Here is a 13,213-nt window from a genome sequence, read left to right as displayed (position 1 = left end):
GTAAATGACTAGACATTAACAAAAAGAAAATAGACATTCAACAGTGAATGCCTTTACGTATTATAGCAATATTTCGTATGAAGTACAGTTAATATAACTTTTATGTGAACGATCTAGATGGATTGAATTGCTATTAGCTAGTATGGCCTCATATGATTCCTTCCTAGAAAATGAATTCCCCTATACACTTGCATACAAAAAAACCTATTAGTTAAACTAATAGGCATTCCAATCAATCATCTGCTTGCATATCGAGCTGAAACTTATAACGATTCGTCCAAGCATCGATGAAATCCGGTGCAAAGGGTCCCCTTTTTTGTTGAATCCAGCTAATTAATTTATCAACATTGCGCTTTAAAATTTTGTCGATGACATCTGGATAAGACATTTCCTGACGATGTTGCTCATACTCATCTTCATCTAAAAGGGTATACGACATATCAGGAAAAACCTTTATATCTAAATCATAGTCGATGTATTTAATCGCATTATTATCGAAAACAAATGGTGAGCTTAGATTACAATAATAATATACACCGTCTTCACGTAGCATGCAGATGATGTTAAACCAGTGCTCCGCATGGAAATAACAAATAGAAGGCTCTCTCGTTAGCCACGTACGACCATCGGATTCTGTCACAAGTGTTCGTTCATTCGCACCGATAATGATGTTTTTTGTTCCCTTTAGAACCATTGTTTCTTGCCAAACACGGTGGATGCGGCCATTGTGCTTATAACTATGTATTTGTATCGTTTCTCCTTCTACCGGTATTGCCATTTTTGAAGCCCACCTTTTCGTCTATGCTACCTAAATCTAGCAGTCTCTAGTATATTATAGCAATCCATACGCGAAAGGTGTAGTTGAAAACCACAAATTTCATTGCGTCCTTTTGTTTATGTACAAATTTCCGTAAATTAAAAGCATATTTCATCATAACAGCTTCTATATTGGAATTTTTTAACTAATAAATGATTAGTGCGTGTTCTCTTGGTCTCCCACTTATTGGAGCGCTTCTTAATAGTAAAGGGGCTGTCTTTTCATCATTTCGATTTTTAGACAGCCCCTTTAGAAGGTAAATGCAATTATGCAGTTACAAAGTGATTACTCGCTTGCATTTTGGTTGTTGTTGTTAGCATAGTTGCCTGAGGCTTGCGCTTTTTTCTGCTCAGCTTTAGCGTTTTGCTTTTGCACTTCGCTTAAGTCTGTTTCATAACCAAATTCTTCACTTTGACGTTGCATGTTTTTATTCGGTTGGTTATTCTGGTTGTTTTGATTTTTCTTCATCATTGATTCACCTCCACGCTAACTATTGTGTACCGAGGTGATTGTTTTTATGCTCTTTAATTTTTTATTTTATTTTTTGTAGAATTTTCAACATTGGAACAGGCATTGGTAATATCTCAATTTGCTCACGAGTCAGCCATTGACCATTCAAGGCTGTATTACACTTCATATAATAGCTATTAACGTGCCATGTTAGATGAGAAAATACATGCTTAAACGTTAACATCTCTTGTTGCTCTGTCGCTTGCACATCATAGAGTTTCGAAAGAGTCTCTATGGCATGTTCTCCTTGTTCAATCATCGGAAATTGCCACATATTAGCAAGCAAACCTTCTTCAGGACGTTGCTCCATCAATATACGTCCACTGGCATCTTCACAAACAAAGACGTTATAAAAGATATGCTTCATTTTCGTTTTTTTTGATTTTACTGGAAGTTTTTCAGGATTTCCTGCATTAAATGCTGTGCAGTAATCTCGCACTGGGCATAATAAGCATTTTGGAGAAGTTGGTGTACAGATGAGTGCTCCTAATTCCATCAAGCCTTGATTGAAGGAAGATGTATGCGCAGGATCAATCAATTCCTCAACTGCCGCTTCAAAAATTTTTTTCGTTTTCGGCACAGCAATATCATCATGAATATTGAGCACACGACTTAATACACGCATAACATTGCCATCGACTGCATGTTCAGGCTTATTGTAGGCAATACTTAGAATAGCGCCAGCAGTATAGGGACCAACACCCTTAAGTTTCGATATTTCATGGCGATTGTCTGGCACAATACCACCATAGTTTTCTATAACTTCACGTACGCCTGCTTGTAAATTACGCGCGCGTGAATAATAGCCAAGACCCTCCCAATGCTTCAACAAATATTCTTGTGGTGCTTCCGCCAATAATTCTAATGTTGGAAAGCTTTCTATGAAGCGATTGTAATACGGAATAACTGTATCAACTCTTGTTTGCTGTAGCATAACTTCAGATACCCAGATTTTATAAGGGTCCTTTGTATGCCGCCAGGGTAAATCTCGTTTCTCTTGTTCAAACCATTCGACCAAAGATTGTCGAAATTCTGCTACATATGGATAATTCACAGTGACCTCCCGTGTTTTTACGATTTAATTTATGACAGAAAGGGTATACAATTAAGAAAAGCTACTTCGCGCATGATGGTGATTAACTGTCCTTCGAGCAAATGACGCGAATGCCTAGTTATTGATTAGAAAATATAAAAAGTATTACCATTATTGAAATATACATGTATGCAAATTGTACTCTTTATTCATGCATACTAGGAGTGGATATCTTTGGATTCAGGTACACATTTCGTTATGGGTATAGCCCTTGGTGGTCTTGCCTTAGTTGATCCCGTAGTAGCCAACCATACAATGACCTTTACCGCTGTTATGGCAGGTACCATTATTGGTTCCCAGGCACCTGATATCGATACAGTGTTGAAACTGCGTAACAACGCTATTTATATTCGACATCACCGTGGCATTACCCATTCATTACCAGCTGTAGCTATATGGCCAATCTTAATTACATTGGTATTAGCTATTATCATTCCAGACGCAAATGTGTTCCATTTATGGCTTTGGACATTTTTAGCAGTAGCACTACATGTCTTTGTCGATATTTTCAATGCATATGGAACGCAAGCCGTGCGACCATTCTCAAGAAAATGGGTGGCACTTGGTGTGATCAATACCTTCGACCCGATTATTTTTTCGCTACATTGCCTTGGTATATTGCTTTGGGCATTCGGTGCAAATCCTATTTGGACATTTAGCATCATGTATCTAATTATTGTGGGCTACTATATTTTACGTTTTGCCTTACAAAGAGCTGTAAAAAAAGCCGTTCACAATACCATTCAAGATGAAGATTATGTCATTGTAGCACCGACCATGCGTTTTTTCCATTGGCGTATCGCTGCAAAGTCAAAAACGCATTATTATGTGGGTCGCGCTTATGGGCGAACTGTGAATATTTACGATAAATTCGAGATTAAACCGTTACCCAAAACACATGCCGTTGAAGCTGCCATGAAAGACCCTAATCTCGATGCATTTATATCGTTCTCACCATTGTATCGTTGGGAAATTTCCGAACTTGAAAATGGCTTAACGGAAGTACGATTAATTGATCTTCGTTACCGCAGTGACAATCGCTATCCTTTCGTTGCGGTTGCCCATTTAGACGGTGATAACGAAATTATTACTTCTTATACAGGCTGGATTTTCACTGAGGATAAGCTCCAAAAAAAATTACAAATCGGCGCAAGTAATTAAAACGAAACCCTGACCATTTTATTGATGGCCAGGGTTTTTTTATTGCATCATGTCATCACTTGCATCAAGTAAATGCGCATATTTTGGGTTGCGCCCTGCAAATTCATGTAGCTTATCGCCATAGCTAGTAATTAATTGGCGCACTAAATTTTCAGTATAGTCAGCACCACGATAGTCATAGCCAGCCTTTGCCGCTGTAGATTCGAAGTCACTCCATAAAAGTTCTATCCATACACGCGCACGACCTGCGGACATTTGTGGATTTTTCGCAAGTAACTCTGCTGTTAGCTTTTCTATTTTCCCCTGCATTTACTTACCCACCTTAATCGGTGATAACATGGAGACTGGTAGAGCCTCCTGATATTTTTCCCCACCTAAACGATGGCCCCAAGCAAAACGTCCTTTTAAATAATCTACTTGGAAATAGTCGTTATCAGAGCCGTCAATACGGTACATTTCTCCAGGTACGATTGTATCCAAATCAACTAAATAAGCGGCTGCCATTAATGCCTTACGTTCGAACACTGCAAATTCATTAATAATTCCAAGCTGTTCTGCCTTACGTGCTTTTTCTTTTAGCATCGCTACTTCTTCACGTAATTCATGCTCTGTCATGGCAGCGTAGTTTTTTTCATTCATTCTTCATTCTCCTTCTCTGCTATAAAACGATCTATTACTTCAACAGGAAACCCCTTTTGATAGAGTGCCTGCTTTGTTTTCATTTTAAGTTCATAACCAGTATACTTCGATACATACTTTTTCCAAACTTTTTCACCTTGTACAGCAAGTAAATGTGGCCATTCATCTTCTGCTTGCTCAATCTCCACCTGACTCAGCACTTCATCCACAATATTAAAAGAATAACCTTTTCGCATAAGAAAATCTTGGATTTTAGACTTAATCTGCATCGGCGTCTTCTTTTTTTCTGAGCGAATAACCTTTTCCGCCAGCTGAATTGCAAGCTTCAACTGTTCCTCATGGCTATAAGTGCCAAGCACTTCATCCTGTAAGTTTTTATCGATTCCTTTTTTAATAAGGTCCTGCCGAATCGCTCGTGGTCCTTTTTTCATCGTAGCCTTTTTCGTATCGAGTAATGCCTTAGAATAAGTCTCATCATTTAAAAAACCATATGATTTTAACTTTTGAATGGCTTCTAAAATAACCGCTTCTCCAAATTCTAAAGTGAGTAATTTTTTCTTTATTTCATGCTCACTGCGCATTTGATAGGAAAGGAAATTTAGTCCCTTATTAAACGCCTTGCGAATTTCATCTTCGTAAGCTATTTCTTGAATATCAAATTCTTCAAGTATCTTCCCTTTTGTCAGGCCAAACTGAAGAAGTATTGCTTCATCTACTGGAAAAGCATATTCTTCATTCAAGTATATATTATAGCGTTCTGGATTGTTTTTTTGACGCGCAATTTTCGTGATAACACGCATAATGAAACACCCCTTTATCTAACCTATTATAACATCTTTTTCTTTTTACTTAGGATTGTGTATAGTGTAGATAAAAGATTGGAAATAGGAGGAATTCTTATGAATATCGCTATTTCAGGAGGGACAGGTTTTGTTGGTCAATCGCTTACAAAGCTGTTACAAGATAAAGGACATAAAATATATATTTTAACACGTAATAATTCCAGATACGAAAACGGCATCCATTATGTACAATGGCTAAAAGATGGGGCTAGACCAGAATTAGAACTAGATAGTATCGATGCAATTGTCAATTTAGCCGGCATTTCTTTAAATAATGGACGTTGGACAAAAAAACAAAAGAAGGCCATTTATACAAGCCGTATGGATGCTACTCTAGAAATCGTGCGCATAATGGAAGTGCTTGAGAAGAAACCTAATGTACTTGTTAATGCCAGTGCAGTTGGGATATATCCAACTTCTACTATCGCCACTTATGCCGAAAACGTTAGCGACTACGCGACAGATTTTTTAGGAAGGACCGTACATGATTGGGAGCTCCATGCTAAACGGGCAGAAAAATTAAATGTCCGAGTGGCACTTGCACGTTTCGGCGTTATTTTAGGACGTGATCATGGCGCACTTCCATCAATGTTGCTGCCCTATAAAATGCATGTCGGAGGCACAATTGGTTCGGGTGAACAATGGCTGTCATGGATACATGTGGAGGACGTTGCACGTGCTATTTATTTTGCGATGACAAATGATAACATAAACGGCCCCTTTAATGTAACAGCTCCAAACGCAACACGCATGAAGGAGTTCGGCAATACAATTGCTACTGTTATGGGGAGACGTCATTGGTTGCCTGTACCTAGCTTCGCCATGCGTGTCGCACTCGGTGAACAAAGCGTACTTGTGCTAGAAGGTCAGCATGTGCTATCCACTGTATTAGAAAAACACCATTTTGAATTTAAATTTCCTCATTTAAAAGAGGCACTTGAAGATTTATTATAAAATCCATGAATACGTTCCTTTATTCTTGCTGGTGTCAAATAGAGGTAGGATAATTTTTTGAATAATAACGCATCCTAAGGAAAAAGAAAGGATGCGTTTTTATGTGGAAACAACATATAGTAGGTGCAGTAATCGCTACGTTTATTATTGCCGCTGCAATTAGCTTCAATCCGTTTTTCGCTTCTGGTTCTGACGAATATCATTGGGGCTTAAAAAGAGCGAAAAATGGAGAGCCGGCAGAGGCGGGCGCTCAGCTTGATAAACTACTCAATCAGTATGGGGCTATCTATAAAGGAAAAGCTGATAAAAAAGTGGCCTATTTAACTTTTGATAATGGCTACGAAAATGGTTTTACCGAAAGCATTTTGGATACATTGGAAAAGGAAAAAGTTCCTGCAACTTTCTTTTTAACTGGACACTATTTAGTAAGCGCCGGCGACCTTGTAAAACGTATGGTGCACGACGGACATACAATCGGCAACCATTCTTATGGTCATCCAAATATGGCGAGACTAACGCGAGATGGAATGCGTGCAGAATGGCGAAAGTTTGATGGAAAGCTAAGGGAATTAACAGGAATTGATCGTACAACATATGCTCGACCACCTGAAGGAGTATTCAATGCCAAAGTGTTAGAGGTCGGCAATGCAGAAGGTTATCGTCATATTTTTTGGTCTGTTGCCTTTAAAGATTGGTTAAAAGATGAACGCCGAGGAGCAGATTATGCTTACAATGCGTTAATGGATCAACTTCACCCAGGTGCTGTTATTTTAATGCATACAGTGGCTCAAGATAATGCCGAAGCGTTGCCAATGTTTATTGCTGAGGCTAAGAAACAAGGCTATACGTTTTTATCGCTCGACGATTTAGTATTAGAATATGAAGATTTCCCTGTCGCTTTGCAATCGTCCAATCCTTAGTTATAATGGGGAGATGACATTCAATCAAGTACGCCTAGGCGTATTTGCGTCCAGATTTGAATCATACTTTTCAAAATCTATGACATCCACCGGAAGCTTAACTTTATTCAGCAGCTCTTTTCCGGTAGTGAATTGAATACTGTGTGCAAAGATCTCTCTAAATCAGAGAGATTTTTGCTGAATAAGGTTAAAGGACGTGGAACGCTTGACGCAACAAACAGCGATAGAAGTGGGACAAAAATTCCCATTAACAATAAAAAGACTAGGCATTAATGGTGAAGGAGTAGGCTTTTACAAACGCAATGTCGTTTTCGTAAAGGGCGCTATTCCTGGAGAAGAAATTACTGCCCAAGTTACAAAAACACAACGTAATTTCGTAGAAGCCGAAATACTAACGATTCGTAATACTTCTAAGTATCGTCAGGAAGCACCTTGCCCTGTTTACAATGAATGCGGAGGCTGCCAGCTTCAACACATGACTTATGAAAAACAGCTAATTGAAAAACGTGATATCGTTATTCAAGCTTTAGAGCGCTATGCAAAGCCTTTAGCTGAGACTGTTGAAGTCCGCAAAACACTTGGTATGGACAATCCATGGAACTACCGCAACAAAAGTCAGTTCCAAGTACGAAAAGAAGGAAAGCGTGTCTATGCAGGACTTTTCACAGAAGGTAGCAACAATTTACTTAATATTAATGATTGTCTGGTACAACACCCAGTCACATCTAAAATTACAGTTGCAACACGTAAAATTTTGCAAAAGCTAAATATTACGATTTACGATGGCCGAACGCTAGATGGTTTAGTGCGTACGATCGTTGTGCGTACAGGAATTCGCACTGGTGAAACACAAGTCGTACTTGTGACGACACGTAAGGATATTCCACATTTGGCTGACCTTATTACACGGATAAAAAAAATAGATCCGAGCATCGTGTCAATTGCACAAAATGTTAACCGCGAGAAAACATCATTGATTTTTGGCGATGAAACAATTGTCCTCGATGGCAAAGAAACCATTCATGAGGAGCTTGGTGAATTAGCATTTGACCTCTCTGCTCGTGCTTTCTTCCAACTGAACCCATCACAGACCGTTCATTTATATGATGAAATCAAAAAAGCAGCAGCATTAACAGGCAAGGAAACTATTGTGGATGCATACTGCGGAGTTGGTACAATCGGCTTATGGCTAGCGGATAAAGCGAAAGAGGTTCGTGGTATGGACGTCATTCCTGAAAGCATTCAAGATGCACGAAAAAATGCACATAATCATGGCTTTAAACATACAAAATACGAAGTTGGTACAGCAGAAAGTGTCTTAGCAAAATGGCGTAAGGAAGGTTTCACACCTGACGTTATTACAGTTGATCCACCACGCACAGGCCTTGCACCTGAATTTATCCGTACCGTTCTTAAGCTAAAACCTAAGCGCTTTGTTTATACATCTTGTAACCCTTCTACGTTAGCAAAGGATTTACAGGAATTATCGAAGCTTTATGATGTCGAATATATTCAGCCCGTTGATATGTTTGCACAGACTGCACAGGTGGAATGTGTTTGCGCCATGGTTATTAAAGCGCAACACCAAAAATAATAATAAATGTTCTGGCGACTTTGATTAGATGCAGTCTGTATTATACAGACCGCATCTTTTTTTGTATTTAATGCATTGATAAAGGTAAACAAATACAACTCATAAGATATCAAACACAAGCAACAAATTAAATCCATAAAAGGCATGAAAAATGAGAAAAAATAATGGTTTGAATTCGGTAATGATACTGAACTCAGACCCAACAAGGAACCTATTTATTTCTTAAAGGCACTAATCTTATCAATAATTTCTCCACCATCAACACTGATATAATAGACTAATGATGATGTATTTAATTCTTTAAGATGGTCTGTTGTCATTAACCATTCATCCCAAACCTCTACATCTTTGTTATGGACTATTGAATATTTGTAATGTTTTGTAGTTTCATGTCCATTTTCAAATTCAAAAAAAGGAAAAAATGTCTTTTAGTATAGCTTCAAATATCACCTAGCGTTATTGGAGCAAAAAGCTAATATATCGTCTCATCTCCGTTTTCTACCAGAAGTCTGAGTGATGGATTCCCCTTGTGAAAAGTCATCCAAAATTGTTTCTTTTTAGCAAATTAATTAGGAATCTCAATAATAGATAACGTACCCTTTCCAAACCCTGTATTTTTACATTCAGTTAAATTATATGTGGTAATATTTTTTTATCTTCTATATTAATTTTTTTCATGTAATGACAAAACCTTTGTTTTCTTCAGGTTCCAAGACTTCATATAATATATTGGTTCTATCGAATTTATATGTTGAAGTGGATTTTTGCCCTTCTTTACCGTTTCTATTTTCTATTACTAAAGATGATGATTCATTATTTTGGACATTTGAATAAAAGTCATTAATTAGTTCAATATTTTTGATTTTGTCTCCATCGATTATTCCAACATTATCTTGTTTAGAACAGCCTGTTACTAAGATTAATAATACACTTAAGGAATACATTGATATTTTACGCATCAAAATCACCCTAACTTAAAATTTTACAGAAAAATTATTTAAGACTTATTACGTTCTGGATAGTAACTAGTTAAAATCAAAAAGCTTGCAAAGATAACATTAATATCTTTGCAAGCTTTATAAAATCATTCTATTTCATTTAGGTCTTCATCAATTGTCTTACCCGATAATGATTTGTATACTGGTAATGATTTGAACAGACCTTCTTCTTGTTCAAATTTACCGTGTGGACCACCGTTCATTACTAGTTTTCCTTCTGCGCTTTTTCTTAAAATAATATATGTTCTTCATTATTTTCCATCAAAGGGTAACCTTCAATTAATATTTCTTCGTTCCCATCTTGAGTAACAACTGATAAAAAGGGGGCGTCTCAAAATTTATTTGAGACGCCCTTTTTTGCTTTCGCGGGTATCTTGTGTTCTTTCGCGGATATTTCTTCTTGTTCCGCGAGTATCTTATGTCCTTCCGCGGGTATCTTGTGTTCTTTCGCGGGTGTTTCATCTTGTTCCGCGGGTATCTTGCCCTTTCGCCCGTATTTCTTCTTGTTCCACTGGTACCATGTCCTTTCGCCCGTATTTCTTCTTGTTCCACTGGTACCATGTCCTTTCGCCCGTATTTCTTCTTGTTCCGCGGGTATCTTATGTCCTTTCGCCCGTATTTCTTCTTGTTCCGCGAGTATCTTATGCCCTTTCGCGAGTATTTCTTCTTGTTCCGCGGGTATCTTATGCCCTTTCGCCCGTATTTCTTCTTGCTCCGCGGGTACCATGTCCTTTCGCCCGTATTTCTTCTTGTTCCGCGAGTATCTTATGTCCTTTCGCGGGTATTTCTTCTTGTTCCGCGGATATCTTATGTCCTCTCGCCCATATTTCTTCTGGTTCCGCGGGTATCTTATGCCCTTTCGCCCGTAGCTCTTCTTGTTCCGCAGGTACCGTGTGCCCTTGCTGGGGTATCTCATAATCTATTTGATTTTTGCGCAGCTTTTCTGTATAATGAAATCTTAGGTGCCAAACCTACGTGGCATGGACGAACATCCGTGTCACACCGAAAAACGCCATTACAGCACGGATTTGCTGGGCGTTTTTTGTTTTTATGAGCGGGAGATGAGCCCCGCTCTTTTTATTTTACATACAAAAGCGACCATGACTCTAAACTGTCATTGGTCGCTTATTTTTATTTTTCCCGAATACGAATAGAACAAGTGCTACAGTTAACAATAGCAGTGCCACAAGTAAGAGGAAGCTATAATTTTTTATGAATTCTATATAAATGCCGCCTAAAAATGGTCCTGTTAAACTACCAATACTTAAAGCAATCCCACAGAGTAGATTTCCGGTTGGTAGCAATTCCTTAGGTGTTAAATCAGCCATATATGTAATGCCCAGCGAAAACATCGAACCGACAAGTGTGCCCGCGCAGAAAAATGCGATAGCTACTGCCATTTGTGAATGTTCTAAAAAACTTGCAATAGCGAAAAGAATGGCTCCGCCAAATGATCCTGTCATCAGGACAAGACGCCGTCCAATTTTATCGCCCAATGCGCCAAGCGGAACTTGCGTTAAAATACCACCAAAGGTAAAGACCGATAAAATAATCGGTATCATGTCGATTTCAAAGCCCTTACGTAAGGCGTATACAGGGAATAAAGCATTTAAAGAGGATTCTAAAAACCCATAAACGAATGGTCCTAAAAAGGCGATCCACCCCAAAAAAATCGCTGCTTTATAGCGATTCCATCCCCTCGCATTCATGTCTCCAGTTAAACGCTCTGGCTTTTCATTGCGTAAGAAGAATACAAATGACCAGGCAAATAAACACATAATAGAGGACACAATAAAAGGTAGCGCTTCTGCAATTTGTATAAGGCGTACCATCAATGGTCCAACTGCAAAGCCCATACTAAAGGACAAACCATAAATCGCCATGCCCTTTCCTAGGCTTTTATGATCGGTTGTGCTTGTAATCCACGTTTGGGTCGCATAGTGCAAAGCATGATCCCCGACTCCAATAAATAAACGGAGGATAAACCAGAAAGTTACACTTTTCCATAAAGGAAACACAATGAGCGAAACGAAAACAAGTGCGCCGCCAATTAAAATAATTGGCTTATAGCCCCATTTACGTAAAGGCTGTTCGATAAACGGTGAAATTAATAAAGTTCCTATGTATAAACCTGTCGCATTTAAGCCGTTTAATGCGGAGGATACACCATCACGCTCGAAAATAATCGAGATAAGTGGTAATAGCATTCCTTGTGAAAAACCCGAAATGGATACAATTAACACTAAAATAGTAAATCTTTTTCTGCTGTAATCTGAGAAGTACGTCATTTTTTCCTCCAACATCCATTCATCTTCCACATAACAGCATACCAAAAAGCCTTAGCGCTCACCACATGTGATTTTACGCTAAGGCTTAACTAACACTTATCTCCATTAAACTTGTATAAACACGAATTTCGGTTTTTTCACAACACCGATTACTTGTTTAAACTCCCTCCTTTTCGAGTTAGAGTTCACCGTTTTCTTCAATCAGCCCCTTTACTATTTCTTAATACAAATTTAACACAGTACATCAATATTGTAAATATTCTGTTTATTTATTTTGTAAAATAATTACTAAGTCCTAGGTCCCCGCCTAAGCATTGAAATTTAGCATAAAATCGGCTACTATGGAAGGGAATGAAATGAGGTGTATGCATGTCAAAGCCAATCACTGACAAAGAACAACAAGTGACTTATTTAAAAGAACGTCTTGAAATCTTTTTAGAAGTATTAGATGCCATTGATCCTGAAACAACTGAGTTAGAGGATATTGATCGTTTAATTCAAATGATGGATGATTTAGAAGACAAAATGGAGCAATTTAACGCTCGTGAAAAATAATGCTAAAAAGCAAGCGGGTGTTATCGCCCGCTTGCTTTTTTAATGGCAGTCCCAATTATAGAGAACCTTGCTAAAATCTCTTCGTTCCAGCTCATCTTCTGTAATAAAAAAGTTACCTACACCGACATCTCCCCACATAATGTGATCTCCCACACTATCCACCTGTAATAGTAAAATCAAAGAATCTGTGTATTCTCCATATGCTCTCGGGTCTTCTTGTGTGAAAAATGGATACCCACCGATTTTATGACCTGTGCTATCCAATGTTTCATAAAACTCGTCTTCTACATCATCATTGTCTTCTATACCTTCAAATATAGCTGCATAGTGCACATTACTTCGAAAGTCATTTGCAGATAGTGGTTCATATCCTAATTCAAAGGACAATGCCATTTCCTTCTCAACCGGGAAGTACATCTCGTCTTTGTTAGCATCGACAAACGCGAAGTCCTGTACTAATTGTGACTCATCTTCCACGATATGTTCATGGAAGATGACACGAAAACCTTGCTGATTTTGGCCATTATCAAAATCCATGCCTAAAACATCATCTTGTGCATCGATATAAAATTGTAAAATACCCTCAGTTGGAAAGTTTGGTACATGTTTCGGTACATCTGCGAAATTAATTTGCGCTAACAATTTTAACGGTTGCCCTTCAGCATTTTTTGGATATGCCATTGTCAGCGGGAAATACGGATCCCCTTCAAATTTACTTTCTAACAAAGATGTTTTCCGTTGTTCCGTTCCTATATTTATAAATGGTTGTATCGTTTCTTCTATTACTTCTCTAAATTTTTCAAATGCTTCAGGTAATTCAAGTTTCTTTACAGACATACACG

The 13,213-nt window shown here is 38.2% G+C and carries 15 protein-coding genes; 5 read left to right on the top strand and 10 right to left on the bottom strand.

Going from position 1 to position 13,213, the window contains the following annotated elements; translation table 11 throughout:
• Positions 1-232: 232 nt before the first annotated feature.
• The 3 genes from ntdP to mutY form a co-directional block, all read right to left on the bottom strand.
• Entirely contained in the window at positions 233-778 is a 546-nt protein-coding gene (gene ntdP, locus ACQKII_RS13000; protein ID WP_143996206.1) for a nucleoside tri-diphosphate phosphatase, read from the bottom strand.
• Between the two features lie 324 nt (positions 779-1,102).
• Entirely contained in the window at positions 1,103-1,288 is a 186-nt protein-coding gene (locus tag ACQKII_RS12995; RefSeq protein WP_427459815.1) for a gamma-type small acid-soluble spore protein, read from the bottom strand.
• 61 nt (positions 1,289-1,349) lie between these two features.
• Positions 1,350-2,381 carry an A/G-specific adenine glycosylase gene (mutY, locus tag ACQKII_RS12990; protein WP_427459813.1) on the bottom strand — a complete coding sequence of 344 codons (1,032 nt, stop codon included), beginning with the start codon at positions 2,379-2,381 and terminating at the stop codon, positions 1,350-1,352.
• Between the two features lie 213 nt (positions 2,382-2,594).
• Between mutY and ACQKII_RS12985 the strand changes: the two genes are divergently transcribed.
• Complete coding sequence (locus tag ACQKII_RS12985) at positions 2,595-3,581, top strand: metal-dependent hydrolase (RefSeq protein WP_427459811.1); 987 nt, start codon at positions 2,595-2,597, stop codon at positions 3,579-3,581.
• Positions 3,582-3,620: 39 nt separating this feature from the next.
• On the opposite strand, the gene ACQKII_RS12980 is transcribed toward ACQKII_RS12985, so the two are convergent.
• Genes ACQKII_RS12980 through recX form a run of 3 tightly spaced genes read right to left on the bottom strand, consistent with a single transcriptional unit; the run spans position 3,621 to position 5,020 of the window.
• Positions 3,621-3,890, bottom strand: coding sequence for a YfhJ family protein (locus ACQKII_RS12980; protein ID WP_427459810.1), 270 nt, complete (start codon positions 3,888-3,890; stop codon positions 3,621-3,623).
• On the bottom strand, positions 3,891-4,220 hold the full coding sequence (locus tag ACQKII_RS12975) for a YfhH family protein (RefSeq protein ID WP_427459808.1): 330 nt from the start codon (positions 4,218-4,220) through the stop codon (positions 3,891-3,893).
• Positions 4,217-5,020, bottom strand: a complete 804-nt coding sequence (recX, locus tag ACQKII_RS12970; RefSeq protein WP_427459806.1) for a recombination regulator RecX — start codon at positions 5,018-5,020, stop codon at positions 4,217-4,219. The genes ACQKII_RS12975 and recX overlap by 4 nt, the downstream gene beginning before the upstream one ends.
• Before the next feature lie 99 nt (positions 5,021-5,119).
• Here recX and ACQKII_RS12965 point away from each other — a divergent pair, with 99 nt between their 5' ends.
• The 3 genes from ACQKII_RS12965 to rlmD all read left to right on the top strand — a co-directional run bounded on the left by ACQKII_RS12965 (position 5,120) and on the right by rlmD (position 8,530).
• Positions 5,120-6,016 (top strand): TIGR01777 family oxidoreductase, encoded by an 897-nt coding sequence (locus ACQKII_RS12965; RefSeq protein ID WP_427459804.1) that lies wholly within the window; start codon positions 5,120-5,122, stop codon positions 6,014-6,016.
• A gap of 101 nt (positions 6,017-6,117) precedes the next feature.
• On the top strand, positions 6,118-6,936 hold the full coding sequence (locus ACQKII_RS12960; RefSeq protein WP_427459802.1) for a polysaccharide deacetylase family protein: 819 nt from the start codon (positions 6,118-6,120) through the stop codon (positions 6,934-6,936).
• A 205-nt stretch (positions 6,937-7,141) separates the two neighbouring features.
• Entirely contained in the window at positions 7,142-8,530 is a 1,389-nt protein-coding gene (gene rlmD, locus ACQKII_RS12955; RefSeq protein WP_427459800.1) for a 23S rRNA (uracil(1939)-C(5))-methyltransferase RlmD, read from the top strand.
• Positions 8,531-9,204: 674 nt separating this feature from the next.
• On the opposite strand, the gene ACQKII_RS12950 is transcribed toward rlmD, so the two are convergent.
• From ACQKII_RS12950 to ACQKII_RS12940, 3 genes are all read right to left on the bottom strand, one after another.
• Positions 9,205-9,489: a hypothetical protein gene (locus tag ACQKII_RS12950; RefSeq protein ID WP_427459798.1), complete on the bottom strand. Its 285-nt coding sequence runs from the start codon at positions 9,487-9,489 to the stop codon at positions 9,205-9,207.
• Positions 9,490-9,859: 370 nt separating this feature from the next.
• Positions 9,860-10,255, bottom strand: a complete 396-nt coding sequence (locus ACQKII_RS12945; protein ID WP_427459797.1) for a hypothetical protein — start codon at positions 10,253-10,255, stop codon at positions 9,860-9,862.
• A 379-nt stretch (positions 10,256-10,634) separates the two neighbouring features.
• Positions 10,635-11,816 (bottom strand): MFS transporter, encoded by a 1,182-nt coding sequence (locus tag ACQKII_RS12940; RefSeq protein ID WP_427459873.1) that lies wholly within the window; start codon positions 11,814-11,816, stop codon positions 10,635-10,637.
• Positions 11,817-12,185: 369 nt separating this feature from the next.
• Here ACQKII_RS12940 and ACQKII_RS12935 point away from each other — a divergent pair, with 369 nt between their 5' ends.
• Complete coding sequence (locus ACQKII_RS12935) at positions 12,186-12,371, top strand: SE1561 family protein (RefSeq protein WP_010857232.1); 186 nt, start codon at positions 12,186-12,188, stop codon at positions 12,369-12,371.
• Between the two features lie 39 nt (positions 12,372-12,410).
• On the opposite strand, the gene ACQKII_RS12930 is transcribed toward ACQKII_RS12935, so the two are convergent.
• Entirely contained in the window at positions 12,411-13,208 is a 798-nt protein-coding gene (locus ACQKII_RS12930) for a YwqG family protein (RefSeq protein ID WP_427459795.1), read from the bottom strand.
• Positions 13,209-13,213 lie beyond the last annotated feature (5 nt).

Origin of the sequence: Lysinibacillus sp. NPDC048646 (assembly GCF_050272295.1) — a bacterium.
Taxonomy (GTDB): domain Bacteria; phylum Bacillota; class Bacilli; order Bacillales_A; family Planococcaceae; genus Lysinibacillus.
The sequence above is the reverse complement of the archived record's forward strand: the minus strand, read 5'-3'. Positions and strand labels throughout refer to the sequence as shown.